Genomic DNA, 25,474 nt, shown 5'->3' with positions numbered 1-25,474 from the left:
CCGATCTTACTGGCCGGACGCCGTGCTCCCATCTGATGAGACAGAATCCTCTGGGGAGCGATCCCCCAGACCCCCGACAGGCCACACGTCCCGGTACGCGGGCAGGCCGGGCACCGCGGTGGCGGCCAGCACGCCGTGCACCATGGCGCGCGCGAACACCTCCGCCGCTGCCGTGCACAGGCGGTCGAGCGCGGCCGCGCGTGCGACCGGGCCGAACGGCCCGTCCGCGATGCCCAGCGACCGGGCCCTGGTGGCGACCGCGAACACGGTGTCCCCGTCGAACAGGGTGTGCGCCGGCCGGACGGCACGCGCCAGGCCGTCCTGCGCGGCGACCGCGAGGCGGCGGCACTCGGTCTTGGTGAGGTCGGCGTCCACGGCGACCACGCCGATCGTGGTGTTCAGGTCGGTCGGGGCCACGTCCGGCAGCACGCCCGGCGCGTTCGGCCACACCACGCCGAACTCGCCCCCGACCTCGTGGTCCGCCGCGTACGGCACGCCGGTCGCCACGTCCACCGCGCTGCCCGCCGCGTTCACCGCCGCGAGCGCGCCGACCGTGAACCCGTCGACCGCCACGGAAGCGGTGCCGATCCCGCCCTTGAGCTGCCCGACCTTCGCGCCGGTGCCCGCGCCGACGGTGCCCACCGCGAACTCGGCGGCCGCGTTCTCGCAGGCCGCGTAGCCGAACGACGCGTCGGGCCGGTTGCCCCACGCGCTGCGCGGCAGGTCGTAGAGCACGGCGCCGGGCACGATCGGCACGACCTCGTGCTCGGCCTGCCCCACCCGCAGGCCGCGGTTGCGCTCGGACAGCCAGAGCATCACGCCGTCCGCCGCGGCGAGCCCGTACGCCGACCCGCCGGACAGGCAGACGGCGTCGACCTGCTGCACCAGGTTCTCCGGCACCAGCAGGTCCGTCTCGCGGGTGCCGGGTGCGCCGCCGCGGCCGTCGACCGCGCCGGTCGTCCCCGGCGGCAGCAGCACGACCGTCGTGCCGGTCGCCCAGCCGTCACCGAGCCGCTGGTGGTGCCCGACGAGCACACCGTCGACGTCGGTGATCGCGTTAGGCATCGTCGCCGCCGGTGAGCGCCGTGACCAGGCTCTCCTGCATCCAGGTCAGCCAGTGGTAGACGCCGAGGTGCGGGGCGCGCGGGTCGTCGTCGGGCAGCTGGTCGGGCATGTCCTCGGTCACACCGAGGGTGGTGCCGAGGGCGAGCCGCACGTCGTTGAGCGCCGACAGCCACGCGTCGGCCTGCTCGAGCGACAGCTTCACCACGCCACCGCCGGGCGGGCACGTGTCGAGCAGCACACCGGCGACACCGGTCTTCATGTCCAGCAGCTCCGGCTCGTGCAGCGAGCGCAGCGCGGCGGCCGAGTCACGGTCCTGCTGCTTCGCGTCCTCGGTGTCGAGCCGGTGGAAGTCCGGCAGCAACCGGGACAGGATCGGGTCGTCCGGCGCGCTGGTCGGGCCCGTGCGGATGCCGGTGAGCTCGGCCAGCTCGTCCTGCGGCGCCTCCGACTGCCGCGACCTGAGCATCTCGTCCAGCTGGCCGACGAGGCCGCGCAACACGGCCGCTTCCTGCCGGTCGACCTTGGTGGTGACGGTGTCGCCCGCCCGCTCCCAGGGGATCACGACTCGTGCTGCATGGTCGCCCAGAGCCCGGCCGCGTGCAGTTTCGCGACGTCGCCCTCCACCTTCTCCTTGGAGCCGGACGACACGATCGCCCGCCCCTTGTGGTGCACGTCAAGCATGAGCTTCGTCGCCTGCTCACGGGAGTAGCCGAACAGCTTCTGGAACACGTACGTCACGTACGACATGAGGTTCACGGGGTCGTTCCACACGATGGTCTGCCACGGCTTGTCCTCGGCCGTGAACTCCGCCGTTACCGGTTCGACCCGCTCGACGGGTGTCGACATGGAAACCGACATAAATCCATGGTGGCATGTCTACGCTGACTGCTCATGACCGGTACCAGCACCGCGTTGCTCACGGACCACTACGAGCTGACCATGCTCGCCGCGGCCCTCGCCGACGGCACCGCCGAGCGGGAGTGCGTGTTCGAGACGTTCGCCCGCAGGCTGCCCAACGGACGGCGCTACGGCGTGGTCGGCGGCACCGCACGCGTGGTGGACGCCATCAGCAGGTTCACGTTCGGCGAGGCCGAACTGGCGCAGCTCGACGGCGTCCTCGACCAGACCACACTGGACTGGCTCGCGAACTACCGCTTCGCAGGCGACGTCGACGGCTACCCCGAGGGCGAGCTGTACTTCCCCGGGTCGCCCCTGTTCACCGTGCGTGGCACGTTCGCCGAGGCGGTCGTGCTGGAGACGCTGGTGCTGTCGATCCTCAACCACGACAGCGCGATCGTGTCCGCGGGCGCACGCATGGTGAGCGCCGCGAACGGGCGGCCCATCATCGAGATGGGCGGGCGGCGCACGCACGAGGAAGCGGCCGTCGCGTCGGCGCGGGCCGCCTACCTGGCCGGCTTCGCGACCACGTCCAACCTGGAGGCGAAGCGCCGCTACGGCATCCCCACCGCGGGCACGTGCGCGCACGCGTTCACGCTGCTGCACGACAGCGAGCACGCCGCGTTCACCGCGCAGGTCCAGGCACTGGGCACGGACACGACGCTGCTGGTCGACACCTACGACATCACGCAGGGCATCGAGACGGCCATCGAGGTGGCGGGCCCCGAGCTGGGCGCGATCCGCATCGACTCCGGTGACGTCGGGGTGCTGGCGCGGCAGGCCCGCCAGCAGCTGGACGCGCTGGGCGCCAAGAACACCCGGATCGTCGTGTCCGGCGACCTCGACGAGTACGCCATCGCCGCGCTGCGCGCCGAGCCCGTGGACGCGTACGGCGTCGGCACGTCGCTCGTCACCGGCTCCGGCTCGCCGACCGCCGGGATGGTGTACAAGCTGGTCGAGGTGGAGGGCCGGCCGGTCGCGAAACGCAGCTCCCACAAGGAGTCCAAGGCCGGGCGGAAGGCGGCGCTGCGGCGGCACAAGCCGACCGGGACGGCCCTGGAGGAGGTCGTGTACGTCGTCGGCGCGGCCGTCGAGGAGGGCCCGCACGACCGGCAGCTGCAGGTGCCGATGCTGCGGGGTGGACAACCGGTGGGTGATCCGCCCAGTCTTGAGTCGAGCAGGCAACGCGTGCGGGACGGGTTGGTGAGCCTCCCATGGGAGGGTCTCAAGCTGTCCCATGGCGAGCCCGCGATCCCGACCGTGTACGTGGAGAAGTGATGACAGCGCTCATCGTCGTGGACGTGCAGAACGACTTCTGCGAGGGCGGCTCGCTGGCCGTGGCGGGCGGCGCGGCCGTCGCGGCGGCCATCCCGGCGCTGTACGGGTCCTACTCGCACGTGGTCGCGACCAGGGACTACCACATCGACCCCGGTGCGCACTTCTCCGACCAGCCGGACTTCGTCGACACGTGGCCGGTGCACTGCCGTGCGGGCACGCCGGGCGCGTCGTTCCACCCGGCGCTGGACGTGGCCGGGATCCAGGCGGTGTTCTCCAAGGGCGCGCACGCGGCGGCGTACTCCGGGTTCGAGGGCAGCGCGCCGGACGGCACGTCGCTCGCCGACTGGCTGCGCGCTCATGACGTGTCCGAAGTGGACGTGGTCGGGATCGCGACGGACCACTGCGTGCGGGCGACCGCCCTCGACGCCGCGGCGAACGGGTTCCGGACGCGGGTGCTGCTCGACCTGACGGCCGGGGTGGCCGCCGCGACCGTGGAGAGCGCGCTCGCCCAGCTCGGTGCGGCGGGTGTGGCGTTGACGGGCACGCCCCGCGTCGGCTGACGCGGGGCGGTGGCCGGGTGGCCGCTTCGCTGCCCGGGCCGGGTCACACCGCCGGGACGAGGACCTCGGTCGCCGGGGTCGCCGCCAGCAGGTCCGCGATCGCCGTGCACACCCGGGTAGCCGCGTTGCCGTCGCCGAACGGGTTGTTGTGCAAGGGGACGCGCAGCCGCGTCTGCAGCATCTCGTCCGCCTCCAGCAGGATTCGCGCGCGGTCCGTGCCCACCAGCCACGCGCAACCGGCGTGCACGGCCTCCATGCGTTCCGTCACCTCGCGCAGCACCAGCACCGGCACGCCGAAGCTCGGCGCCTCCTCCTGGATGCCGCCCGAATCCGTCAGCACCAGCGCGGCCCTGCGCAGGACGCGGACCAGGTCGGGGTAGGCCAACGGTTCGGTGAGCGTCACCCGGGGGTGCGTGCCCAGTGCCGCCACCACCTGGGCGCGGACCGCCGGGTTCGGGTGCATCGGCAGCAGCACCCGCACGTCCGGGTGCCGTTCCGCGAGCGCGGCCACCGCGGCCAGCACCTCGTCCAGCGGCTCGCCCCACGACTCGCGGCGGTGGGCGGTCACCAGGACCAGCCTGCCGCCGTGGGCCTCCAGCTCCTGTTCCACCGCGACCAGGTCCGGGTTCTCGGCGGGCGCGGCCAGCGCGGCGATCCGCAGCGCCGCGTCCACGACCGTGTTGCCGGTGACCACGACCGGACCGCCGGACAGGGACTCGGCCGCCAGTGCCGCCGCCGCGGCGGGGGTCGGGGCCAGGTGCAGTGCGGCGATCCGCGCCACCAGCTGGCGGTTCGCCTCCTCCGGGAACGGCGCGGTCAGGTCGCCGGTGCGCAGGCCCGCTTCCAGGTGCACGACCGGGATCCGGCACCAGAACGCGGCCAGCGCGCCGGTCAGCGCGGTCGTCGTGTCGCCCTGCACCAGCACCGCGGCGGGGCGGCGTCTGGTCAGCACGGCGTCGAGCGCGGGCAGCAGCCGCGCGAACAGCTCGGCCTGGCCGCCGTTCTCGCGCGGGTAGCGCAGGGACTCGTCCGGACGCAGGCCGAACGGCGCGAGCGCCTGCTCGACCATGTCCGCGTGCTGTCCGCTGTGGACGATCGCGGGCCGCAGGTGTTGGTGCTCGGCGAGGCACAGCGCCACCGGGGCGGCCTTGACCGCCTCCGGGCGGGTGCCGACGAGCAGCAGGACTTCTTCCATCACTCCCCTGGGACGGGTGGGTCGGGCGGCGGCCCCGGCAACGGGGCCGCCGCCACGGTTGTGCGAATCAGTCGGCGCTTCGCCTGCGCCGCGCGGAGTGCGTCGCCAGCAGGCCGGAGATCACCAGGACGATGCCCAGTGCGATCCACCAGCCGACGTCACTGCCGGTCATCGCGAGCCCACCGGCGCCGCCGATGGCACCTCCGGTCGGTGCTCGGTACACGGTGCGACTCCCCGCCTCAGACGGCCGCGGCGCGACGCTTGCGGACCACCATGCCGCCGACCGGGATCGCGGCGAGGCCGAGCAGCCCGAGGCCGAGCCACAGGCCCGCGCCGGACGCGAGCGGCACCGGCGGCGCGGCCGGGCCGCACGTGGCCGAGGCCAGGACGATGTCGCCCGTGCCGACCAGCGCGTTCAGCTTGATGTGCACCGCGTTGACGGTCAGGCTGCCGTCGGGGTTCTCGATCTGCTCGTTGAAGACGATCGACACCAGCGGCAGGTTGACCGTGGTGTTCGGCGCCGGGTTCACCGGCACGGACACCCCGGGCAGCTGCACGTTGACCAGGTTCGCCGAGCCGCTCGTGCCGGCCTGGGTGGCGTCGCAGGTCGCGTTGACGGCGCCGATCGAGCCCGTCAACGCCGAGAGGCCGATGTTGACGTTCGCGATGTCGGCCTGGGCGTGTACCTCGCCGGTCTCCTCGTTCAGGGTGGCCTCGCTGGTCACCAAACCGGTCGTGACGATCCCCGGCACGTTGACGCTCGCGAGGCTCGCCGACGTCGGGCCGTTGGTGTTGGACGGCGCGAGCGGGCCGACGTTCACCGCGGGCTGGCCGAGCAGCGTCACGGCCACCTTCACCGCGTACGCCGAGCCGTCGCCCGGCGCTGCCGACGCGGGCATCGCGCCGAGCACCAGCGACGCCGCGACGGCCACCCCGATGGCACCGCCACGGCCTGCAAATCGCATGCGCATGTGTGTTTCCTCCGATTTTCTCGCCGGCACGGCAGCGCCGTGCGATTAGTTATCGCGGCAACGGGTTCGGAGGGATACAAAGTTTTCCGACTATGACCGGAAAGAGGTCGATCTTCACGATCGAGCGTGACGCCCGCCGAAATTGATCACCTCTGAGCAACCTGACCAGCGCCGATATCACCCGATCAAGCGATGTACCGAACCCGGTGCTTGGCCGGAAGATCGTGAGCTGTCCCCTGTCGGATTCACGATTCGAGGCACCCGTGACCGTGGCCAACGCGTTCCCCAGGCCCATTCCCTGGCACCGGGCACTCGCCGTGGTGCTCCTGCTCGTCGCCGTTTCGCTGGTCGTGTGGCAGCGCGCGTACCGGACCGTCGAGATGACGCTCGCGGGCGGGCTGATCCGGCTGTTCACCTCCGACGGCGTGTACGTCGCGGAGCAGCGCCAGTCGGTCTACTTCGGACTCGGCGGGGACACGCCGTTCGGGCTGCGGATGTCGCCGGAGTGCACGTCGGCGTTCCTGCTGCTGCCGCTGTTCCTGGTGGGCGCGGTGATGATCGTGCTGCGGCCGCGGATCACCCGCCAGGTGATCGGGGCGCTCGGCATCGCCGTGGTCGCGCTGATCCTGGTCAACCAGCTGCGGCTGCTGATGCTGGTCGGGCTGGTCAACTGGATGGGCACCGACCGCGGCTACTACCTGGGGCACACCATGTTCGGGTCGCTCATCAGCGTCATCGGCGGCGCCGCCGCGCTCGTGCTCTTCGTGTGGCTGGCCACGCGCGCCCCGGAGAAGGAGACCGGGAAGAAGGCCGCCGCGTGAGCCTGCCCGTCATCCTCGGCGTGACGCAGGCGCTTGCGCTCACCATGAGCGTCGCCTTCCTGACCTACGTCTGCCTCATCGTGATCCCGTACCTGCGGCACAAGCCGGCCACGCCCGGCGACCCGGACGCCTTCGACTGGCACTTCTTCGTGCCCTGCCGGGACGAGGAGGCGGTCATCGGCGACACCGTCTCCTACCTGCTGACGACGTTCCCGCGGGCGCGGGTGTGGGTGATCGACGACGCGTCCGACGACGACACCGCCGCGGTGGTGGCCGGGTTCGACGACCCGCGCGTGCACCTCGTGTGCCGGGTGCGCCCGCACGCCCGCACCGGAAAGGGGGACGCGCTCAACGCCGCCTACCGGGAGTTGCTGGCGTTCCTGCCGGAGGCCGACCGGGAGTCCACTGTGGTCGTCGTGGTGGACGCCGACGGGCGGCCCGCGCCCGACTGCCTCGCGGTGTGCGCCGCGGACCACCTGTTCGGCGACCCCGAGGTCGGCGCCGTGCAGGTCGACGTGTGGATGAGCAACCGGGGCGTGCTGCCGTCGCGGGGTTCGTGGCTGGGCAAGCGGTTCGGCGCCGGGCTCGTGCGCATGCAGGACCTCGAGTTCCGCACGGCCATCGCCGCCATCCAGACCTCGCGCGGCGTGACCGGCACGATCTCGATGGGCGGCAACGGGCAGTTCACCCGCCTGACCGCGCTCGCGTCGATCGCCGACGAGTCGGGGCCGTGGCGGGGCGCGCTGCTGGAGGACTTCGAGCTGGGCGTGCACCTGCTGACCGTCGGCTGGCGCACCGGCTTCACCCGCGACACGCACGTGGCGCAGGAGGGGCTGTACAGCCTGCGCCGGTTCCTGTGGCAGCGGACGAGGTGGGGCCAGGGCACGATGCAGTGCGCCCGTTACGTGCGGCGGATCTGGGACTCCCGGCACCTGTCCACATTGGGCGCCGCGGAGATGCTCTACTACCTCGCCCAGCCGTGGCTGCAGTTGCTCGGCACGCTCGTGTACCCGATCCCGTTCCTGCTGCTGGGCATCCGCGCGTCGGCGGACCCCACGGCGGTGTGGGAGTGGTTCGCGGGCGGGGCGTGGCTGCTGTTCGCCGTGTACGGCTCGTTCGGGCTGCTGCCGTTCCTCGTGTGGGGGCCGGTCTACCGGTCGCGGTGCGAACCGTCGGTGGGCGTGGCGCGGGGCGTGTTCTACGGGTTCGCCTACGCGGTCTACATCTACACGTTCTACATCACCTCGTGGCGGGCGCTGTACCGGTTGGTGCGCGGCCGCAACGGCTGGGTGAAGACGCGGCGCAACACCGAGGAGCACACGGGCGTGGTGGCGCTCGATCACTGAGCGCGCTCGCGGACAATGCCCGCATGTCCCACTTCGCCGACGGCACGCCCTTCGCGCGCGCCGGTGACGGCAGGCGGTTCGCCGCCTGGCTGATCGACTTCGTGGTGTTCGTGCTGCTGTACGCCGTCGCGTTCGTGGCGCTGGCGCTGGTCGACCGGGCCCGGCCGCTCGACGACGACGTCGTCACGGTCATCGCGCTCGCGCTGCTGTTCGTGGTGCCGCTGCTGTACGGGCTGTTCTTCGCCGGCGGCCGCGCGCTCGGTGGCGTGCTCACCGGCACGCGGCTGGTCAGGGCGCGCGACGGGCGGCGGCCCGGCTGGCAGGGCCCGTGGGTCATGCTGGTGCGGACGATCCTGCTCCCCCTGCTGATCGTCGCGGTCGTGGTGAGCAACGCCTCGCCCGCGGGCGAGCTGAAGCGGATCTGCGTGGTGGCCTGATGGCCATGGTGGGTGTGGGCGTATCGAGTCCGCGGAGTGGATCGCGGCGATTGCGGACGACGGGCCCTGCCCACGTGGTTCCAGTTCGGTAACTCCGCGACCTGGCACTCCGGGCCTCCGGCAGGCTGCACCGGCGATCCGGGGGCTGGTGGTGTTCGCCGCGGCGACGTGGTGGGCCCCGTCGTGGCCGGTCGAGCAGGCGATGCACAGCTCCCTCACGGCGGTCGCGGTCGGCGTCCTGTTGTGGGTGCACAGGCGGGTCGGGCTGCCGGTCCGCGTGTGGGTGTGGGCGCTGGTCTTCCTGACCCTGCACACGATCGCCGCGCGCTGGCTGTACTCGTACGTCCCGTACGACGACTGGACCTCCGCGTTGTTCGGGTTCCGGATGTCGGCCGTGTTCGGCGGCAGCGCAACCACTTCGATCGGCTCGTGCTCGCGACCAGTGCGCTGTACGAGCTGTTCGAGTGGAGCATCGCGGTGACGCTCGCGCCCGACATGGCCGAGGCCTACAACTGGTTCGCCACACGCCACTGCACGCCGCGATACTCACGCGGTGGCGCGAGCGGACTGGCTGAACGAACGCGTGCGGGAGTTCACCGCACTGCGTGGCCGGACGGTGCGCACGTGGACCGGTGTGGAGATGGCGTTCTTCGAGGACCCGCCGCGGTTCACGGACCCGCGCGCGCCGTTCCTCCAGTTGCTCAGCCTCGACGCGACACTGGACGGCGAGGTGCTCTCCATCGTCACCTACCAGGACGACGACGCGTGGGGCCTGTGGACCCAGCCGCCCGGCCCCTCGTTCAACGGCGGGATCTACCGGGAGCGGCACCTGGCCGAGCTGCCGACCGGCCGGATCGACGACGTGACCGTGCGCATCGAGGACGGCGTGCCGGCGGCGGTGCACCTCGTCATCGGGACGCGGCCGCTGCTGCTCCTCGCGGGCGAGGCGTACGAGGACCGCGGCGACGACCTGTACTTCTGCCGCCTCGACGAGTCCGTGCTCGCGTTCACCGATCCCGCCGCGGCGGCGACCGTCCCGTGGCGCAATTGAGTGGCCCGCACCCGCCACCGGGTGGGAGCCTGCCCGGGTGAGCTGGGACGAGGCGCTCGCGGACCGGTACGCGGACTGGTCGGCACACATGACCGAGGACATCCCCGCGCATGCCCAGGACCCCGACAGCCGCGAGTACGTCTTCGTCGCGCGCAAGGAGAACGCATGACCGAGGAACACACCTACCGCGTGCTGGTGCGCGGCCGGTTCGCCGACCTGGACGACGCGGGCCGGACACGGCTGAAGGCCGTCGCCGCGCAGCACGACATGCTCACAGCGGGGTTCACCGAGGCCGGGTCCCTCGCCTACGACCACGCGCTCGACTTCTTCTCCTTCCGCGTGCAGCTCAAGGAGAAGGACGAGCGGGCCGTGTGCGACCGGGGCAAGGCGCTCGCCGCCCGCGCGGTGGAGGACCTCGGCGTTGACTTCCGCGACCTCAAGGCGGCCGCGACCGACATGGACACCATCAAGGTGAAGCGGCGCCGGTAGCACCGGCGCCGCCGGACCTCACGACACGGGCGAGCAGTGCACCGTGCCCACGTACGCGTCCCCGGACGTCGGTCCGCCCTGCGGGAACATCCGGATGTGCATCAGGTGCACGGTCATGCTGCCGTCCGGCGGGCTGGGGAGCACCAGCTCGTTGAACGTCACCGTGGCCTTCGGCTTGCCGTTCGGCCCGCCCGGGATGGTGACGACGTGGTTCGTCGGCAGCTGCGACGGCACGCTCACCCCGGACAGCCCGGAGAACTGGATCGACGAGCTGCTGCCCGTCAACGTGGTCGCGCACTTCGCGGTGTAGCTGGACAGGCGGATCCGGGGGCCGCCGTACTGCCGCAGCCCGTCGAAGCGGAACCGGCCGCCGGTCACGGTGGTCTTGGCGATCTCGCCCGCGTCGTCGACGGTGCACGTGCTGGTGCCGGACGAGTAGGTCACCACGTTCGGCACGGACACCTCACCCGACTGGCCCGTGAGCGCCCCCTCCGTGCTGCACGGGGCGATCGGCTCGACGGTCACGTCACCGATGGTGACCGCGCCCGCCCAGCCCTCCGCGACCGCGTCGCCGGGGGACGCCTGCGCCGGGACCACCGCGAGCGCCAGGCCCGCCGCGGTCAGGACCGCCACGCTGAGTGTTCTTCGCAGTGTCATGGCACGAGGAAATCTCGCACCCGCGCCGCAGGCCAGGGCTGCCACTCGGTCGTGCACACAGACAACCCGGTCGAGCTACCCGGGTGGCTGCGCGGGACTGTCGGGGGTCGGAGGTACGGTCTGCTCGTGCCGTCTTCTGCCGACCTCCCCGGGGTGAACGAGCTGCTCTCGATCGCGGTCGAGGCGGTCGGCGGCAAGGAACGCCCTGGCCAGGTCGCCATGGCCGAGGCGGTGGGCCGCGCGATCCGCACCGGCGACCACCTGGCCGTCCAGGCGGGCACCGGCACCGGCAAGTCGCTCGCGTACCTGGTCCCGGCCCTGCGGCACGCGGTGGCCACCGAGTCGACGGTCGTCGTCTCGACCTCGACGATCGCGCTGCAGCGCCAGCTCGTCGACCGCGACCTGCCGCGGCTGGAGAAGGCGCTGTCCAAGCCGCTGGGCCGCAAGCCGACGTTCGCGATCCTCAAGGGCCGCCGCAACTACCTGTGCCTGAACAAGCTGGACAGCGGCGTGGAGGACGACGCGGACGACGCCGCGCTGTTCGACCCGTTCGAGGTGTCGCGGATCGGCCGCGAGGTGAAGCGGCTGCACGAGTGGGTGTCCGACACCGAGACCGGCGACCGCGACGAGCTGGTGCCCGGCGTGTCCGAGCAGGCGTGGCGGTCGGTGTCGGTGTCGGCGCGGGAGTGCCTCGGCAAGGCCCGCTGCCCGATGGGCGCCGACTGCTTCGCCGAGAAGGCCCGCGAGGAGGCCGGCCGCTCGGACCTGATCGTCACCAACCACGCCCTGCTGGCCATCGACGCGCTGCAGGGCTACCAGGTGCTGCCCGAGCACGACCTGGTGATCGTCGACGAGGCCCACGACCTGGTCGACCGCGTCACCTCGGTCGCGACCGCGGAGCTGACCTCCGGTGTCGTGCACGCGGCCGCCCGCCGCGCGAGCCGGGTCGTCGACCAGGAGATCGCCGACCGGTTGATGGAGGCGGGCGACGGACTCGCGCTGATCATGGAGGACCTGCCGGTCGGGCGGCTGGACGAGATGCCCAAGCCGCTGTCCGGCACGCTGGTCGCGCTGCGGGACGCCGCGCACGCGTGCATCACCGGGCTGGGCAACGAGAAGTCCGGCGACGTGGACGTGCAGACCATGCGCAAGCTCGCCCTGTCGCAGCTGGAAGAGGTGCACGACACCGCGGTCCGGCTGCTCGACGCGTGGGACGGCGACGTGTCGCAGCGGCGGGACGTCGTGTGGCGGACCGGTGACAGCGGCAACGGCCCGCCCCGGCCGCCGACCATCAGGGTGGCGCCGCTGGCGGTGTCCGGGCTGCTGCGGGAGCGGCTGTTCGGTGTGAACACGACCGTGCTGACCTCGGCGACCCTCACCCTGGGCGGCAATTTCGACTCCATGGCGCGGTCGTGGGGCCTGCCGCCGGAGAGCGGTCCGAGCGAGCAGCTGCCGGGCGCCGCGACGGAGAAGTCCATCGAGGGTCCGAAGTGGACGTCGCTGGACGTGGGGTCGCCGTTCGACCACGCCCGCAAGGGCATCCTCTACCTGGCGAAACACCTGCCGCCGCCGGGCCGGGACGGGCTGCCGCCCGCGTACCTGGACGAGATCCGGGAGCTGATGGAGGCGGCGGGCGGCCGCACCCTCGGCCTGTTCTCGTCCATGCGCGCGGCGAAGCAGGCCACCGAGGAGCTGCGCAAGCGCAGCGGCCTGGAGATCCTGTGCCAGGGCGAGGACTCGACGGCGCTGCTGGTGCGCAAGTTCGCCGAGGACGAGGCCACCTGCCTGTTCGGCACGCTGTCGCTGTGGCAGGGCGTGGACGTGCCCGGTCCGTCGCTGCAGCTGGTGATCGTCGACCGCATCCCGTTCCCCCGCCCCGACGATCCGCTGGCGTCGGCACGGCAGCGGGCCGTGGAAGCACGCGGTGGCAACGGTTTCCTGTCGGTCGCGGCCACCCACGCCGCGCTGCTGCTGGCGCAGGGCACGGGCCGCCTGCTGCGCAGCACGGACGATCGCGGTGTCATCGCGATCCTCGACCCCCGCCTGGCCACCGCGCGCTACGGCGGCTTCCTGCGCTCGTCACTGCCGAGCTACTGGACGACGAGCGACCCCGGGGTGGTCAGGGCGGCGCTCGGCCGTCTGAACACCGCGGCGAACTGAGAAGGAGAATGCGTGTCCACTGCTGACACCGGCATCACGGTCGACGACGACGGCGTCCGGCGGCAACTGGCCGACGGCTCCGAGGAGTCGGTGACCTGGGCGAAGCTGTCGGAGGTCGCGATCAGGACCACCCCGGAAGGCCCCTGGAAGGAAGACGTGTTCTTCCTGCTGGTCGCGGAAGGCGGCGGCGGTTGCGCGGTCCCGGCGGGCCACCCGTCGGCCGACGACCTGATGAGCCGTCTGCAATCGCTGCCAGATTTCGACAACGACGCCTTCATCGAGGCCATGACGACCGTCGAAGACGGCCTTTTCGTGGTGTGGCAACGGAAGAAGTAGCCCGATCGGGTGGTGAGATCCCGCATGCGCACGTGCGCGGGGAGCCTTGTCATGTGGCAACACACATCAGCCCGGTCGTGCTGCGCCAGGAGGTCGGCCGCCGCATCCGCATGGCCAGGCAGCACGCGGGCCTGACCGTGGTCGAGGCGGCGGCGCGCCTGGAGATCACCCGGAGCGCGCTGAGCCGTTTCGAGAACGGGGCGGGCGGCGTGAACGTCCACCTCCTGCGATCCATGATGGACGTCTACGACGAACGCATGGACGACGTGCTCGACATGATCCGCGAGGCCCGCGCGCCCGGCTGGTGGAAGCAGTACGGCATCTCCGACAAGGACTTCGTCGCACTGGAAACCGCCGCCAGCCGGATCAGCAGCTACGAGATCGCGGTGGTTCCCGGCCTCCTGCAGACAGCCGACTACGCACGATCGATGTTCCAGTCCGGCCGCGAACCACGCCGCGAGGACTGGATCGCGAACCAGCTCGCGGTGCGGCTGACCCGCCAGGAACGGCTCACCGACGAGGACCACCCGCTCGCGATGGACGCCGTGGTCCACGAGTTCGCGCTGCGGAACCCCGTCGGCCCACCGGCCGTGATGCGAGCGCAGCTACGCCACCTCGCCCTGATCAACGAGTTGCCGACGGTCGTCCTGCGGGTGCTGCCCGCCTCGAGGTTCACGTGGGAAGCCGCCTACGGCGGGTTCAACATCCTGGACTTCCCGCCCGGTGTCCACCCCAGCATCGCGCAGGTCTTCCACACCCTCGGCGACGAGCGCCAAGACAAATCCGAGCACGTCGAACCGGCTAGACTGAGGTTCACCCATCTTCGATCGCTCGCACTGGCTCCCGACGAGTCCGTCGCGCTGATCGAGCAGGTGGCCGACGAGATGTGGTCTAGCTGAGATGAGGCGGACACTGTGAACCTGAACGGCGCGCGGTGGCGGAAGAGCAGCCTCAGTGGCGGAAGCGGTGACGGCAACGACAGCTGCGTCGAGGTCGCCCTCCTCGGGAACGCGACCGCTCTCCGGGACTCGAAGAACGCGGAGGGCCCGGTCCTGCGCCTCCCCAACTCCGCGTGGCAAGCACTGCTCGACACCACGAGGTGAGAGACATGAAGTGGCGCAAGAGCAGCTTCAGCGGCGGCACAGGCGGCGGGAACGACAACTGCGTCGAGGTGGCGCTGCTCGACGGCGCGACCGCCATGCGGGACTCCAAGAACACCGAGGGCCCCGTCCTCAACGTCCCGGCCGCCGCGTGGAAGGCCCTCCTGACCGCGGTGAAATGACCAGGACGGCCGTGCTCGTCGCCGTGCTCGCGATCTGCGCGGCGACGGTCCTGGCCGCCAGGGAGCACCCGGTCACCGGTCATCCGACGCCCGTCGCGCGGTCCACGCAGGTCTCCTTCGACCCCGTCGCCAGGGTCCCCCGCTGCGCGGACTACGTCGGCACCGGGCTGCTGCCCGCCGAGGGGCACGCCGCCCTGTTCATCCAGCCGCCCGACGCGACCACCATGTACTTCGCCGCCGAGCTGCGCTTCGACGACACGGGCTGGGTCGCCGAGGACGTCGTCGTCGGCGAGGAGAACGACGTCCGGCACTTCACGCTGCACATCTACGCCGTCACGGCGCCGTTCCTGCGGTGGCTGCGGCTGCTGCCGCCGCACTACCTGATCAACCGGCTCCCCACCCGCTACCTCGACTCCCTGATCGCGATCCGCACGAACGGACCCGACACCTGCTGACGAACCGGTCAGGAATCGAGAAGCGCTGGTCAGCGGCCTGCCATAGCGTTGTCCACATGAGCGAGACATACGACGGGTTCACCGCCGAAGAGCGGGCCGCCATGAAGGAACACGCCGCCGACATGAAGAAGGCGGCCCGCCGCGGGTCGAAGGTGGACAAGGCCGAGGCGGCCAAGCAGGACCTCCTCGACAAGATCGCCGAGATGAACGACGAGGACCGGGCGCTGGCCGAACGCGTCCACGAGATCGTCACCGCCACCGCGCCGATGCTCGCGCCGAAGCTCTGGTACGGCATGCCCGCCTACGCACTGGACGGCAAGAACGTCGTCTTCTTCCAGCCCGCCGCCAAGTTCAAGGCCCGCTACGCCACGCTCGGCTTCGAGGAGGCCGCCAAGCTGGACGACGGTCAGATGTGGCCGACGGCCTTCGCGCTCCTCGAGATCACGCCCGAGGTGGAGGCGCGGATCGTGGCCCTCGTGCAGCAGGCCGTGAAGTGACCCGTCAGTCCTGCCAGTAGAACAGCAGGTCGTGGACGGTCAGGGGCTCCCGCGACCCGAAGAAGTACACCGGCAGACCGGTGACCACGATCCCGCCGAGGGTGTCGTCGATGCGGCGGAACCCCGGCAGGTCGGGTCCCCCCTCGGACCAGTAGAACGGCCCGAGCGTGCTCACCGTGACGCGGCCGGCGTCGGTCTCGATGACGTGGTAGGTGCCCTCGCCCTGCCGGTGGTGGTCGCCGGCGGGCACCGGCCGTTCCGGGTTGACCGGTGCGAGCGCGGCCATCGCCCGGGGCAGCACGTCCTCGGGTACCGCGGCCGGCAGGCAGGCCGCTTCGAGCAGCCACAGGGGATCGGTCTCGCGGGTACCGGGGACGTACTCGCGGACAATCGCTTCCCGCACGTCCTCCGGCAGACCGGGAACCTCCACCCGCGGCCGTCCCAGTGCCTCCCACCGGTCGGCGATCGGCTCGCCCCGGGCCGCCAGCACGGCCAGCGCCCACAGGTGTCCCGGCGCCCGGTCCGTGACCATCCGCCGCAGTTCCCCGTGGTGGTCCGGGACGTTCGCGAGCCGGTCGTAGGCCTCGCGGGCCACGGCCCGCGACTCGTCGGCGAGCGCCTGCGTGATGTCCGGGTCCGACCACCGCACGCCCAGCGCCCGCGCGGCCGGTGTCGGGCCGAACAGCATCAGCGACAGGGCGGAGTCGAAGCCCAGCTCGTCCAGCACCGCCCGCTCGCCGAGCAGGTCGATGCCGAGTTCGGCGGTCGTGCGGCGGCGGTGCCACTCGCTTTCCCGCAACCGGACCAGGTCCCGCGCGACCGACCGGTCGCCGAGGCGGGCGCGGGTGCGGAGGATGGCGAGGTCGAGGTTGTAGGCGTCGTCGGTGGTGGTGCGCAGCCACGTCAGCAGGTCGTCCGACGGGGGCAGCACGTCCAGCAGCGCGGCCCTGACCTCGGTGGTGACCCGGCTGTCCCGCACCACGTCGAGCAGCGCGGGCACGTGCGCGGCGGCGATCCGGCCGGACAGCGCGAGCGCACACGTCCGCCGGCGCCACCAGTCCTGGCGCGCGTCGAGCACTGTCGAGACGAGGACGTCGTCGGGGTGGTGGGCGAGCGCGGTCGCGGGGGTGGAAGGGGTCATGTCGGGGATGTCGACGCGCACACCGTGGATTATCGGGGCGGGCATCCGAGGTGATCACTCCTGCCCATCATATCGGGAAAGCGCTTGCCTAGGCTAGATGGGTTAGCTTTCGTCCGAAACGTCGTCCAAACGGCCTCACTTTCACATCTAGCAAGCCTTCTTTTGTTGACTTGCGACGAAAGTTGTCTTCTTCTGTGAGGCGACAGAGTCGTCAGCACCGAGGAGGTAAGCCTCCATGCGGCCGTTGGTCCCCTTGCTCGCCGCGCTCACCACGATCCCGTTCCTCACCGTCCAGGCCTCCGCCGCGCGGTCCGACATCCCGCCCCAGGAACCGGGCGTCACCATGCGGGTGTTCGACGTGCAGGTGATCCTGGACGACTACTGCACGCTCAAGACCGGCCAGACCCCCAACGTCGACAAGCTGATGCCGACGATCAACTGGTCCACCCCCGCGGACTTCGGCATCGCGGACAAGTTCGTCACCGAGGTCACCGGATACCTCACCGTCGACGACCCCGGCGAGTACCACTTCCGGGTCACCAGCGACGACGGTGCGCGACTGCTGCTCGACGGCGACACCGTGGTCGACCACCCGGGCAGGCACGGCGCGACCCCGAAGGACGGGTCGGTCACCCTCACCGCCGGGCCCCACGCCCTGCGCATCGACCACTTCGACGGTGAGTTCGGGCAGGCGCTCAAGCTGGAGTGGCAGCCGCCGGGTGCGGACGGGTTCACGCTCGTGCCGAACAGCGTGCTGAGCACCGACGCCGAGGTCACCCGCGTCACCTCACCGGGCCGCAAGGAGTGCGAGGGCGTCACCGACTCCCCCGGCGACGGCCTGCCGCTGAACGGCGTGCACCCCGACTACACGCTCACGAACCTGCGCCCCGACGGCTTCCAGCCGCAGGTCACCGGCATGGACTGGCTGCCGGACGGTCGTCTGGCGATCAGCACGTGGGGCGGCGACCGGGAGTCCGTGCTCGGCGAGGTGTACCTGGTCGACGGCGTCACCGGCAACACCGACCCGTCGCGGGTGACGTACAAGAAGATCGCCACGGAACTCCAGGAGCCGATGGGGCTCGCGTACGTGGACGGCACGATCTACGTGTCCGAAAAGGACGGTCTGACGGCGCTCGTCGACACGAACGGCGACGAGGTCGCCGACGACCACCGCACGATCGCGACCTGGCCGTTCGGCGGGAACTACCACGAGTTCGCGTTCGGCCTGCTGTACGAGAAGGGCTACTTCTACGTCACCACGGGCATCGCGATGGTGCCGGGCGGCGCGACCGCCGACCCGCAGCCGGTGCCCAACCGCGGCTCGACACTGAAGATCAACCGGTGGACGGGCGAGGTGTCCTATGTGGCCGGCGGGCTGCGCACGCCGAACGGCCTCGGCTGGGGTCCGGGCGGCGACCTGTACGTCACCGACAACCAGGGCATGTACGTGCCGACGTCGAAGCTGGTGCGGATCAAGCAGGGCGCGTTCTACAACCACCACACCAACCCGGACGGCCCGTACGACGACCAGCCGGTGACCGAGCCGGTGCTGTGGCTGCCGCACGGGGAGATCTCCAACTCGCCGAGCAACCCGCTCATGCTGCCGAACGGCGTGTTCAAGGGCCAGATGGTGTTCGGTGACGTGACCTACGGCGGTCTGCAGCGCGCGTACCTGGAGCAGGTCGGCGGCGAGTACCAGGGCGCGGTGTTCCGGATGACGCAGGGCCTCGAGTCGGGCGTCAGCCGGATCAGCCTCGGTCCCGACGGCGCCATCTACACCGGCGGCATCGGCTGGGAGGGGAACTGGGGGCAGGCGGGCAAGCTCAAGCACGGCCTGCAGAAGCTGTCCTTCGACCAGGCCCGCACGTTCGACATCCACTCCATGCACGCGATCGACGGCGGCTTCGAGATCACGTACACCCAGCCGCTGTCGGAGGAGACCGCGCAGGACCTGGCCGCGAAGTACGAGGCGGAGCAGTGGCGGTACGTGGCGACCCCGCAGTACGGCGGCCCGAAGATCGACCAGGAGACGCTGGCGGTCACGTCGGCGACGCTGTCGGAGGACCGCAGGAAGGTGACGTTGACGCTGGCCGGTCTCAAGCCGGGTCACGTGGTGTACGTGCACTCGCCGCGCCCGTTCGCGTCGGCGTCCGGGAACGAGCTGTGGAGCACGGAGGCGTGGTACACGCTCAACCGGCTGCCCGACGGCACGACCGCGCCGAACGAGTACGAGGCGGAGTCCGCGCAACTCGCCGGTGGCACCGGCTGGAACACCAACCACACGGGCTACTCGGGCGCCGGTTTCGTCGACCGCAACTGGGCGCCGGGCGCCGGCACGACGTTCGCCGTCCGCACGGACCGCGCGGGCAGGCACGACCTCACGCTGCGGTACGCGAACGGGCAGAACGCCGACCCGAGCCCCACGCCGAGGTCGATGAGCCTGTACGTCAACGGCACGAAGGTGAAACAGGTCTGGCTCGCGAGCACGGTCGCGTGGAACAGGTGGGCGAACCACGTGGAGTCCGTGCCGCTGCGCAAGGGCGCGAACACGATCTCCTACCGCTACGAGGAAACCGACATCGGGCACGTGAACCTCGACAAGCTCACGGTCGCGCCGACGAAGCGGATCACGCTGTTCGACGGGACGAACCTCGACGCGTGGGAGAAGACGTCGGGCGGCGCGGCGACGTGGCCGATCGCGGACGGGGCGGTCGAGTCGCTGGGCGGTGACATCCGCACGAAGGAGAGGTTCGGCGACTTCCGGCTGCACGTCGAGTGGTACCAGCCGCACTACCCGCCGGAGGTCACCGGGCAGGCACGCGGCAACAGCGGCGTCTACATCCAGGAACGGTACGAGATCCAGGTCCTGGAGTCGTACGGCCTGGCGCCGCAGAACAACACGGCGGGCGCGATCTACCTGAAGAAACCGCCGGACGTGAACGCGGCGCGGCCGTCGGGCCAGTGGCAGACGTACGACATCGTCTTCCGCGCGGCCCGCTACGACGCCGCGGGCACGAAGGTCGCGGACGCACGGGTCACCCTGGTGTGGAACGGCGTGGTGGTGCACGACGACGTGGCCATCGACGGCAAGACCGGCAACGGCCAGGCCGAGGGCCCGGCACCGGGCCACCTGCGCTTGCAGGACCACGGCGATCCCGGTGCGAACCCGAAGTTCCGCAAGATCTGGATCGAACGGCTGTAACCGGTGACCCCGGTCCCGGAGCGCGCGCTCCGGGGCCGGGGTCACTCGTCGGGTGACGCGAAGGGGTCGGGCGGGAGGAAGCAGCCGTAGTCCTGGAGCGGCTGGGGTTCGGTGTCCACCTTCAGGAGCCAGCCCGCCGGGTGCAGACCGTCGGGCTGCCCGGTTTCCCGATCCCCGGGCAACGGGGCGTTCCTGCCGACCTCGGGCCGGTTCCAGTCCGGCCACAGGGACGAGCCGCCCGCAGGCCAGGTGTGCTCGATCAGCGCGAAGACGGCGTCGGTCACGTCGGCGACCGCTTCAGCCGCCTCGGCGTCGCCGCAGCCGGGGTGGAGGTCCCGGTAGGCCGCCCGAGCCGCGGCGAGGAACCGCCCGGGGTCGGTGATCACGACATCGCGCCGCAGACGCACGCTGACGGTCATGCCTTCGCGGGGAGTCACGGGTTCGGACACAGGCACAGCGTAGAAGCGGCACCGGCCACGAGAGCACCCGATCAGACGAGCCTGTCGGAGTCGATGCACAGGTGTTTCCGTGGGGGTCGCCTGCACCTCGACGCGTTCGAACCTGGACCAGAACCGCTCGGAGCTGTCCCGGCCACGGAGAGCGTTTTCAGAAGTGGGGTCACCAGCCGAGGCGGTAGTACTCGAGGGTGGTGATGATGCGGTTCCAGACCTGGGCGGTCGGGTCATGGTGGGCGGGCGTTTGCGCCGCGGCCGGATCACCGTGATAGCCGAGGGTGGGTGTGTGGGCGAGGAGCTGATCGAACCCCAACACCGGCCGCCCCCGCTTCGCCGGAGCCATGACCTGGTGGATGCGGGCGATCAGCTCCTGGCCCACGGAGATTCGGCCCGATGAACTCCCAACCCGCGCTGCTGTCGGGCATCAGGTCGTAGTAATCCACCACGAAGTCGGTCAAGCGTTCAGGTTCTCTTGGCGGCGTTCTTCGTGACTCGCGGCGTGCTTGCCCGCTGGATTCCCGGCCACGCGTTCTGTTGGTTCGTTTCCTGCCGGGCGTCGACCTTCGACGGCGTCAGGGCAGTTGGGCCAGCACGGTCACCGTGCCCGGGTCGACCTCCGTGAAGCCCGCGTCGCGGACCGCCACCACGCGGCGGCGGCGCCACGCGTTCAGCGGGTCGTCGCCGGGGTGCAGTGACGCCCACGTCCGCTGGTCGGGTGTGCGGACCGCGCAGCGGAAGTCCTTCCAGCCGTCGAAGTACGACTCCTGGCCGTCCGCGCGCAGGGCCGCCGCCAGCAGCATCGACGCGTGCCCGACCTGCGCGGCCGCCTTGCCCGCGGTCATGCTCACGGTCGGGTTCAGCCACAGGACCGGGACGCCGTCGGGCACCGGGCCCGGCTCGTCGGCAGGTAGTTCGCTGCCCGAGATCTGCAGGCGCGTGACCTCTTTCGGCATGTCCACGACCTTGCTCGGGACCAGCGCTCGCGCCTGTGCGCCGTCGACCTCGATCGTCACGCCCGGCAGCGACTGGACCGCGTCCCAGTGGGCGCCCCGCGCGCGGCGGGCCACCTTGCGGATGGCGACGTCGACCCACGACACCAGCGGCTCGTACCACTCGTCGTCGGCCCTCGGGTCCAGGCACACGGCCACAGCGGCGGCCGCGGCGGCCTCCAGCAGCGGGGTACGGGACGGCGGCTCCGCACGTTCGATGCGCAGCACCACCGGCATCGCCCGGACCTCGGCCGGGTCGTCGTCGATCTCGGCCCTGGTGGCCGCCGCGGGCAGGCGCAGCCAGTCCGCGTACCGCGCGGCCAGCGGGTCGAGTACGGCGCCGCGCTGTGTCATTGGTTCGCTCCGCAAGCTCCGCTCACGGCCGGGGCAGTTCCAGGCCGTCGGCCGCGTCGGCGGCCTCGACCTCGGCGCGGGTCACGCCCAGCACGAACAGCACCACGTCCAGGTACGGGTGCGACAGCGCGGTGTCGGCGACCTCCCGCAGCGCGGGCTTCGCGTTGAACGCCACGCCCAGCCCGGCGGCCGACAGCATGTCGATGTCGTTGGCGCCGTCGCCGATCGCCACGCACTGGGCCAGCGGCACGTCGAACTCGGCGGCGAACCGGCGCAGCGCGGCCGCCTTGCCCTCGCGGTCGACGATGTCGCCGACCACCTGGCCGGTGATCTTGCCGTCGACGATCTCGAGCTCGTTGGCGACGTAGAAGTCCAGGCCCAGGTCGTCGGCGAGGCGTTCGATGATCCGGGTGAAGCCGCCGGACACGACACCGCAGCGGAAACCGAGCCGCTTGAGAGTGCGGACCGTCGTGCGGGCGCCCGGCATGAGCTGCAGCGACGCCGCCACCTCGTCCAGCACCGACTCGGGCAGCCCGGCCAGGCACGCGACCCGCCGTTCGAGGGACTGCCCGAAGTCCAGCTCGCCGCGCATCGCGGCCTCGGTGATCTCGCGGACCTCGTCCTCGCAACCGGCGTGCGCCGCGAGCATCTCGATGACCTCGCCCTGGATGAGCGTCGAGTCCACGTCGAACACCACGAGCCGCTTCGCGCGCCGGGTCAGGCCCTCGCGCTCGACCGCGATGTCCAGGCCGACCCGGGACGCCACGTCGGCCAGCGCGGACCGCAGCTCGGCGTCGGACTCACGCGTGTCGTGCGCGACCGACACCCGCAGCTCAAGGCCGGTGACCGGGTAGTCGGCGACGCGGCGGATGGCGTCGATGTTCGCGTCCAGCGCCGCCAGCCTGCGGGCGACCTCGGCGAACGCCCGCGCGGGCATCGGCCTGCCGAGCACCACCAGCACGTGGCTCGACCCGAGCCGGGCCGGGGACTGCGCCTCGGCGCCGACCTCGACCGTGACGTGCATGGTCACGGTCGCCATGGCCTGCTCGATGGCCTCCTGCAGGCCCTCCGGGTCGTGGTCGGTGCCGACCAGGACCCCGAGGACCAGCTGACCGCGGATCGTGACCTGCTCGACGTCCAGGATCTCGACGCCGTGGCGGGTGAGCACCGCGAACAGGACCGAGGAAACCCCCGGCTTGTCCGGTCCCGTCACGGTGATCAGGACCGGCGTGCTCGTGGGTGGCTGGGTCACCGTCGGTCAGGCCCGGTCAGTCGCCGTCGACGGGCTTGTCCGGCTTGTCGGACGGCTCGTCCTCCATCGCGTGGGACAGCCGCTCCGACGGCGCGTCCGGCACCGCCACCTTGTGCTTGCCGCTGAACGCGCCCACGTACTTGTCGCGGTGGGCGTCCTCGATGGCGTGCGGGTAGTGCAGGTCGAACGCGGGCCGCTCGGACCGGATGCGCGGCAGTTCCAGGAAGTTGTGCCGCGGCGGCGGGGTCGTCGTCGCCCACTCGAGCGAGTTGCCGTAGCCCCACGGGTCGTCGGCCGTGGTGATCTCGCCGTACCGGTAGCTCTTGAACACGTTCCAGATGAACGGCAGGGTCGACGCACCCAGGATGTAGGCGCCGATCGTCGAGATCGTGTTCAGCGTGGTGAAGCCGTCGCTGGCCAGGTAGTCGGCGTAGCGGCGCGGCATGCCCTCGTTGCCCAGCCAGTGCTGGACGAGGAAGGTGCCGTGGAAGCCGATGAACGTGGTCCAGAAGTGCAGCTTGCCGAGCCGCTCGTCGAGGAACCGGCCGGTGATCTTCGGGAACCAGAAGTAGATGCCGGCGAAGGTCGCGAACGCGATCGTGCCGTAGAGCACGTAGTGGAAGTGCGCGACCACGAAGTAGGTGTCCGACACGTGGAAGTCGATGGCGGGCGCGGCCAGCAGGATGCCGGTCAGACCGCCGAAGAGGAACGTGACCAGGAAGCCGACGCTGAACAGCATCGGGGTCTCGAAGGTCAGCTGCCCCTTCCACATGGTGCCGATCCAGTTGAAGAACTTCACCCCGGTCGGGACCGCGATGAGGAACGTCATGAAGGAGAAGAACGGCAACAGGACGGCGCCGGTGGCGTACATGTGGTGCGCCCACACCGCCACGGACAGGGCCGCGATGCCCAGCGTCGCGTAGACCAGGCCGCGGTAGCCGAACAGCGGCTTGCGGCTGAACACCGGGAAGATCTCGGAGACGATGCCGAAGAACGGCAGCGCCACGATGTACACCTCTGGGTGGCCGAAGAACCAGAAGAGGTGCTGCCAGAGGATCACGCCGCCGTTGGCCGGGTCGAACACGTGCGCGCCGAGCAGGCGGTCCGCCAGCAGGCCGAACAGGGCCGCGGTCAGGATCGGGAACGCGATCAGGATCAGGATCGACGTGATCAGGATGTTCCAGGTGAAGATCGGCATCCGGAACATCGTCATGCCGGGCGCACGCAGGCAGACCACGGTGGTCAGCATGTTCACGCCACCGAGGATCGTGCCGAGACCACTGAGGGCGAGGCCGACGATCCACAGGTCACCGCCGACACCGGGCGAGTGGATCTTGTCCGACAGCGGGGTGTAGGCGAACCAGCCGAAGTCGGCGGCGCCACCCGGCGTCAGGAAGCCGGAGATCACGATCAGGCCGCCGAACAGGAACAGCCAGTACGAGAAGGCGTTCAGGCGCGGGAACGCCACGTCCGGCGCGCCGATCTGGATCGGCAGCACGAAGTTCGCGAAGCCGAACAGGATCGGCGTCGCGTACAGCAGCAGCATGATCGTGCCGTGCATGGTGAACAGCTGGTTGTACTGCTCCTGCGACAGGAACTGCTGCCCGGGGAACGCCAGCTCGGAGCGGATGAGCATCGCCATCGCGCCGCCGATCATGAAGAACGCGAACGCCGTGACGAGGTACATCACGCCGATCTTCTTCGGATCGGTCTCCCGGAACAGCTGCAGCAGGTAAGAACCCTTGGCTGCCGGACGCGCCGGGTACGGCCGCGTTGCGATCGGCTTCGGGGCTACTGCCGTCACTCCATGCCTCCTGCGTGTCTGCAACCACGCCTCACCGTGATTCGGAGCGATCGTAGCCCGCGCGCTCCGGGCCAGCTCGGTTGGGCTGGCGAGGGTAAAAGCCGAGCGCAGGCGGCGTTCGCAGGCACACCATCCCGTCATGTCGATCAGTACGCAAGCCGCGGTGACGGTCGCCACCTCTTTCGCACCGGCCACCTGCGCGGATGACGGGCCTGGAGGGAGTTGTCCACAGGTGCTCCGGTTATCCACAGCCCACTGTTCGCGACCCGGTTCTGTCGGGTCCCACTGGTAGACTGGCAAGGCGGGTGGCCCCCGGGATCGGGTGGGGGTTGGGCACCGGGCGGTTTCGCGTTCGGGTCGTGGTCTGGACGGCGCTGGGGAGCGGCGTTTGGGGTGGGCTGGTCTGTGGGGTGGGCTGGTCTGTGGGGGTTGGCCGGTCTGCGGGGTTGCCGATCGGTGGAGTTGCTGGTCCGCGGGGTGGGCCGGGCCGTGGGGTCGCAGATTCGTGGGGTTGCCGATTCGTGGGGTTGCCGGGCCGTGGGGTTGCCGGGTCGTGGGGTTGCCGGGTCGTGGGGTTGCCGGGCCGTGGGGTTGCCGGTCTGCAGGGCGGGCCCATCCACGGGGCCGCCGACCCGAGGAGCCGCCGGGCCGCAAGGCGGGCCCATCCACGGGATCGCCGACCCGAGGAGCCGCCGGGCCGCAAGACGGGCCCATCCACGGGATCGCCGACCCGAGGAGCCGCCGCGCCACAGGGACGGGCCCATCCACGAGGTTGGCCGA

At 71.0% G+C, this 25,474-nt stretch carries 30 protein-coding genes; 17 read left to right on the top strand and 13 right to left on the bottom strand.

Going from position 1 to position 25,474, the window contains the following annotated elements; all coding sequences use genetic code 11:
- Positions 1-6: 6 nt before the first annotated feature.
- Genes ACYQ77_RS05645 through clpS form a run of 3 tightly spaced genes read right to left on the bottom strand, consistent with a single transcriptional unit; the run spans position 7 to position 1,911 of the window.
- Positions 7-1,065 carry a P1 family peptidase gene (locus tag ACYQ77_RS05645; RefSeq protein ID WP_459708019.1) on the bottom strand — a complete coding sequence of 353 codons (1,059 nt, stop codon included), beginning with the start codon at positions 1,063-1,065 and terminating at the stop codon, positions 7-9.
- On the bottom strand, positions 1,058-1,627 hold the full coding sequence (locus ACYQ77_RS05640; protein ID WP_459708017.1) for a DUF2017 domain-containing protein: 570 nt from the start codon (positions 1,625-1,627) through the stop codon (positions 1,058-1,060). Before ACYQ77_RS05640 ends, ACYQ77_RS05645 begins: the two co-directional genes overlap by 8 nt.
- Positions 1,624-1,911, bottom strand: a complete 288-nt coding sequence (gene clpS, locus ACYQ77_RS05635) for an ATP-dependent Clp protease adapter ClpS (protein WP_459708015.1) — start codon at positions 1,909-1,911, stop codon at positions 1,624-1,626. The genes ACYQ77_RS05640 and clpS overlap by 4 nt, the downstream gene beginning before the upstream one ends.
- Before the next feature lie 45 nt (positions 1,912-1,956).
- On the opposite strand from clpS, the gene ACYQ77_RS05630 reads away from it, so the two are divergent.
- Together ACYQ77_RS05630 and ACYQ77_RS05625 are read left to right on the top strand one after the other, a co-directional pair.
- Positions 1,957-3,240 (top strand): nicotinate phosphoribosyltransferase, encoded by a 1,284-nt coding sequence (locus ACYQ77_RS05630; RefSeq protein ID WP_459708014.1) that lies wholly within the window; start codon positions 1,957-1,959, stop codon positions 3,238-3,240.
- Complete coding sequence (locus ACYQ77_RS05625) at positions 3,237-3,800, top strand: isochorismatase family protein (protein ID WP_459708012.1); 564 nt, start codon at positions 3,237-3,239, stop codon at positions 3,798-3,800. Before ACYQ77_RS05630 ends, ACYQ77_RS05625 begins: the two co-directional genes overlap by 4 nt.
- 43 nt (positions 3,801-3,843) lie before the next feature.
- Here ACYQ77_RS05625 and wecB read toward each other — a convergent pair whose 3' ends face one another.
- From wecB to ACYQ77_RS05610, 3 genes are all read right to left on the bottom strand, one after another.
- Positions 3,844-4,995: a non-hydrolyzing UDP-N-acetylglucosamine 2-epimerase gene (gene wecB, locus ACYQ77_RS05620; RefSeq protein WP_459708010.1), complete on the bottom strand. Its 1,152-nt coding sequence runs from the start codon at positions 4,993-4,995 to the stop codon at positions 3,844-3,846.
- Positions 4,996-5,062: 67 nt separating this feature from the next.
- Entirely contained in the window at positions 5,063-5,218 is a 156-nt protein-coding gene (locus tag ACYQ77_RS05615) for an LPXTG cell wall anchor domain-containing protein (RefSeq protein ID WP_459708008.1), read from the bottom strand.
- A 16-nt stretch (positions 5,219-5,234) separates the two neighbouring features.
- The gene (locus tag ACYQ77_RS05610) at positions 5,235-5,966 is read right to left on the bottom strand and encodes a choice-of-anchor P family protein (protein WP_459708006.1); all 732 of its coding nucleotides are present in this window, start codon (positions 5,964-5,966) and stop codon (positions 5,235-5,237) included.
- 263 nt (positions 5,967-6,229) lie between these two features.
- Between ACYQ77_RS05610 and xrtP the strand changes: the two genes are divergently transcribed.
- The 7 genes from xrtP (at position 6,230) to ACYQ77_RS05575 (ending at position 10,110) form a co-directional block, all read left to right on the top strand.
- Positions 6,230-6,787 carry an exosortase P gene (gene xrtP / locus ACYQ77_RS05605; RefSeq protein WP_459708004.1) on the top strand — a complete coding sequence of 186 codons (558 nt, stop codon included), beginning with the start codon at positions 6,230-6,232 and terminating at the stop codon, positions 6,785-6,787.
- A gap of 44 nt (positions 6,788-6,831) precedes the next feature.
- Entirely contained in the window at positions 6,832-8,133 is a 1,302-nt protein-coding gene (locus ACYQ77_RS05600; protein ID WP_459708163.1) for a glycosyltransferase family 2 protein, read from the top strand.
- A 23-nt stretch (positions 8,134-8,156) separates the two neighbouring features.
- On the top strand, positions 8,157-8,570 hold the full coding sequence (locus tag ACYQ77_RS05595; protein ID WP_459708002.1) for an RDD family protein: 414 nt from the start codon (positions 8,157-8,159) through the stop codon (positions 8,568-8,570).
- Between the two features lie 148 nt (positions 8,571-8,718).
- Positions 8,719-9,051 (top strand): DUF2238 domain-containing protein, encoded by a 333-nt coding sequence (locus ACYQ77_RS05590; RefSeq protein WP_459708000.1) that lies wholly within the window; start codon positions 8,719-8,721, stop codon positions 9,049-9,051.
- Between the two features lie 72 nt (positions 9,052-9,123).
- Complete coding sequence (locus ACYQ77_RS05585) at positions 9,124-9,621, top strand: hypothetical protein (protein WP_459707998.1); 498 nt, start codon at positions 9,124-9,126, stop codon at positions 9,619-9,621.
- 37 nt (positions 9,622-9,658) lie between these two features.
- Positions 9,659-9,790, top strand: a complete 132-nt coding sequence (locus ACYQ77_RS05580; protein ID WP_459707996.1) for a hypothetical protein — start codon at positions 9,659-9,661, stop codon at positions 9,788-9,790.
- Positions 9,787-10,110 carry a DUF6204 family protein gene (locus ACYQ77_RS05575; RefSeq protein WP_459707994.1) on the top strand — a complete coding sequence of 108 codons (324 nt, stop codon included), beginning with the start codon at positions 9,787-9,789 and terminating at the stop codon, positions 10,108-10,110. The genes ACYQ77_RS05580 and ACYQ77_RS05575 overlap by 4 nt, the downstream gene beginning before the upstream one ends.
- A gap of 18 nt (positions 10,111-10,128) precedes the next feature.
- Here ACYQ77_RS05575 and ACYQ77_RS05570 read toward each other — a convergent pair whose 3' ends face one another.
- Positions 10,129-10,767 (bottom strand): hypothetical protein, encoded by a 639-nt coding sequence (locus ACYQ77_RS05570; protein ID WP_459707993.1) that lies wholly within the window; start codon positions 10,765-10,767, stop codon positions 10,129-10,131.
- 126 nt (positions 10,768-10,893) lie between these two features.
- Here ACYQ77_RS05570 and ACYQ77_RS05565 point away from each other — a divergent pair, with 126 nt between their 5' ends.
- Genes ACYQ77_RS05565 through ACYQ77_RS05535 form a run of 7 tightly spaced genes read left to right on the top strand, consistent with a single transcriptional unit; the run spans position 10,894 to position 15,497 of the window.
- Entirely contained in the window at positions 10,894-12,927 is a 2,034-nt protein-coding gene (locus ACYQ77_RS05565) for an ATP-dependent DNA helicase (protein ID WP_459707991.1), read from the top strand.
- Between the two features lie 12 nt (positions 12,928-12,939).
- Positions 12,940-13,263 (top strand): hypothetical protein, encoded by a 324-nt coding sequence (locus tag ACYQ77_RS05560; protein ID WP_459707989.1) that lies wholly within the window; start codon positions 12,940-12,942, stop codon positions 13,261-13,263.
- Positions 13,264-13,316: 53 nt separating this feature from the next.
- The gene (locus tag ACYQ77_RS05555) at positions 13,317-14,162 is read left to right on the top strand and encodes a helix-turn-helix domain-containing protein (RefSeq protein ID WP_459707987.1); all 846 of its coding nucleotides are present in this window, start codon (positions 13,317-13,319) and stop codon (positions 14,160-14,162) included.
- Positions 14,163-14,177: 15 nt separating this feature from the next.
- Positions 14,178-14,366 (top strand): DUF397 domain-containing protein, encoded by a 189-nt coding sequence (locus ACYQ77_RS05550; protein WP_459707985.1) that lies wholly within the window; start codon positions 14,178-14,180, stop codon positions 14,364-14,366.
- A 5-nt stretch (positions 14,367-14,371) separates the two neighbouring features.
- On the top strand, positions 14,372-14,545 hold the full coding sequence (locus ACYQ77_RS05545; RefSeq protein WP_459707984.1) for a DUF397 domain-containing protein: 174 nt from the start codon (positions 14,372-14,374) through the stop codon (positions 14,543-14,545).
- On the top strand, positions 14,542-15,000 hold the full coding sequence (locus tag ACYQ77_RS05540) for a PAAR domain-containing protein (RefSeq protein WP_459707982.1): 459 nt from the start codon (positions 14,542-14,544) through the stop codon (positions 14,998-15,000). The genes ACYQ77_RS05545 and ACYQ77_RS05540 overlap by 4 nt, the downstream gene beginning before the upstream one ends.
- A 56-nt stretch (positions 15,001-15,056) precedes the next feature.
- Positions 15,057-15,497, top strand: a complete 441-nt coding sequence (locus tag ACYQ77_RS05535) for an iron chaperone (RefSeq protein ID WP_459707979.1) — start codon at positions 15,057-15,059, stop codon at positions 15,495-15,497.
- A 4-nt stretch (positions 15,498-15,501) separates the two neighbouring features.
- On the opposite strand, the gene ACYQ77_RS05530 is transcribed toward ACYQ77_RS05535, so the two are convergent.
- On the bottom strand, positions 15,502-16,659 hold the full coding sequence (locus tag ACYQ77_RS05530; protein WP_459707977.1) for a hypothetical protein: 1,158 nt from the start codon (positions 16,657-16,659) through the stop codon (positions 15,502-15,504).
- Between the two features lie 214 nt (positions 16,660-16,873).
- Between ACYQ77_RS05530 and ACYQ77_RS05525 the strand changes: the two genes are divergently transcribed.
- Positions 16,874-19,840 carry a family 16 glycoside hydrolase gene (locus ACYQ77_RS05525; protein ID WP_459707976.1) on the top strand — a complete coding sequence of 989 codons (2,967 nt, stop codon included), beginning with the start codon at positions 16,874-16,876 and terminating at the stop codon, positions 19,838-19,840.
- 41 nt (positions 19,841-19,881) lie between these two features.
- Here ACYQ77_RS05525 and ACYQ77_RS05520 read toward each other — a convergent pair whose 3' ends face one another.
- The 5 genes from ACYQ77_RS05520 to ctaD form a co-directional block, all read right to left on the bottom strand.
- The gene (locus tag ACYQ77_RS05520) at positions 19,882-20,289 is read right to left on the bottom strand and encodes a hypothetical protein (protein WP_459707975.1); all 408 of its coding nucleotides are present in this window, start codon (positions 20,287-20,289) and stop codon (positions 19,882-19,884) included.
- 169 nt (positions 20,290-20,458) lie between these two features.
- Positions 20,459-20,674: a hypothetical protein gene (locus ACYQ77_RS05515; RefSeq protein WP_459707974.1), complete on the bottom strand. Its 216-nt coding sequence runs from the start codon at positions 20,672-20,674 to the stop codon at positions 20,459-20,461.
- Positions 20,675-20,867: 193 nt separating this feature from the next.
- Positions 20,868-21,638, bottom strand: coding sequence for a peptidyl-tRNA hydrolase (locus tag ACYQ77_RS05510; protein ID WP_459707973.1), 771 nt, complete (start codon positions 21,636-21,638; stop codon positions 20,868-20,870).
- 22 nt (positions 21,639-21,660) lie between these two features.
- Complete coding sequence (gene serB, locus ACYQ77_RS05505; RefSeq protein WP_459707972.1) at positions 21,661-22,890, bottom strand: phosphoserine phosphatase SerB; 1,230 nt, start codon at positions 22,888-22,890, stop codon at positions 21,661-21,663.
- A 16-nt stretch (positions 22,891-22,906) separates the two neighbouring features.
- On the bottom strand, positions 22,907-24,694 hold the full coding sequence (gene ctaD, locus ACYQ77_RS05500; RefSeq protein WP_459707970.1) for an aa3-type cytochrome oxidase subunit I: 1,788 nt from the start codon (positions 24,692-24,694) through the stop codon (positions 22,907-22,909).
- Positions 24,695-25,474 lie beyond the last annotated feature (780 nt).

It is taken from the genome of Actinophytocola sp. KF-1 (assembly GCF_054661535.1).
Note: the sequence above shows the minus strand (reverse complement) of the source record. Positions and strands in the feature narration are given on the sequence as shown.

Coding starts and splice junctions, on each gene's coding strand:
- ACYQ77_RS05645 (WP_459708019.1), bottom strand. CDS start 1,065: ATGCCTAACGCGATCACCGACGTCGACGGTGTGCTCGTCGGGCACCAC.
- clpS (WP_459708015.1), bottom strand. CDS start 1,911: ATGTCGACACCCGTCGAGCGGGTCGAACCGGTAACGGCGGAGTTCACG.
- ACYQ77_RS05630 (WP_459708014.1), top strand. CDS start 1,957: ATGACCGGTACCAGCACCGCGTTGCTCACGGACCACTACGAGCTGACC.
- wecB (WP_459708010.1), bottom strand. CDS start 4,995: ATGGAAGAAGTCCTGCTGCTCGTCGGCACCCGCCCGGAGGCGGTCAAG.
- ACYQ77_RS05610 (WP_459708006.1), bottom strand. CDS start 5,966: ATGCGCATGCGATTTGCAGGCCGTGGCGGTGCCATCGGGGTGGCCGTC.
- ACYQ77_RS05600 (WP_459708163.1), top strand. CDS start 6,832: ATGAGCGTCGCCTTCCTGACCTACGTCTGCCTCATCGTGATCCCGTAC.
- ACYQ77_RS05595 (WP_459708002.1), top strand. CDS start 8,157: ATGTCCCACTTCGCCGACGGCACGCCCTTCGCGCGCGCCGGTGACGGC.
- ACYQ77_RS05575 (WP_459707994.1), top strand. CDS start 9,787: ATGACCGAGGAACACACCTACCGCGTGCTGGTGCGCGGCCGGTTCGCC.
- ACYQ77_RS05570 (WP_459707993.1), bottom strand. CDS start 10,767: ATGACACTGCGAAGAACACTCAGCGTGGCGGTCCTGACCGCGGCGGGC.
- ACYQ77_RS05545 (WP_459707984.1), top strand. CDS start 14,372: ATGAAGTGGCGCAAGAGCAGCTTCAGCGGCGGCACAGGCGGCGGGAAC.
- ACYQ77_RS05540 (WP_459707982.1), top strand. CDS start 14,542: ATGACCAGGACGGCCGTGCTCGTCGCCGTGCTCGCGATCTGCGCGGCG.
- ACYQ77_RS05535 (WP_459707979.1), top strand. CDS start 15,057: ATGAGCGAGACATACGACGGGTTCACCGCCGAAGAGCGGGCCGCCATG.
- ACYQ77_RS05525 (WP_459707976.1), top strand. CDS start 16,874: ATGCGGCCGTTGGTCCCCTTGCTCGCCGCGCTCACCACGATCCCGTTC.
- ACYQ77_RS05510 (WP_459707973.1), bottom strand. CDS start 21,638: ATGACACAGCGCGGCGCCGTACTCGACCCGCTGGCCGCGCGGTACGCG.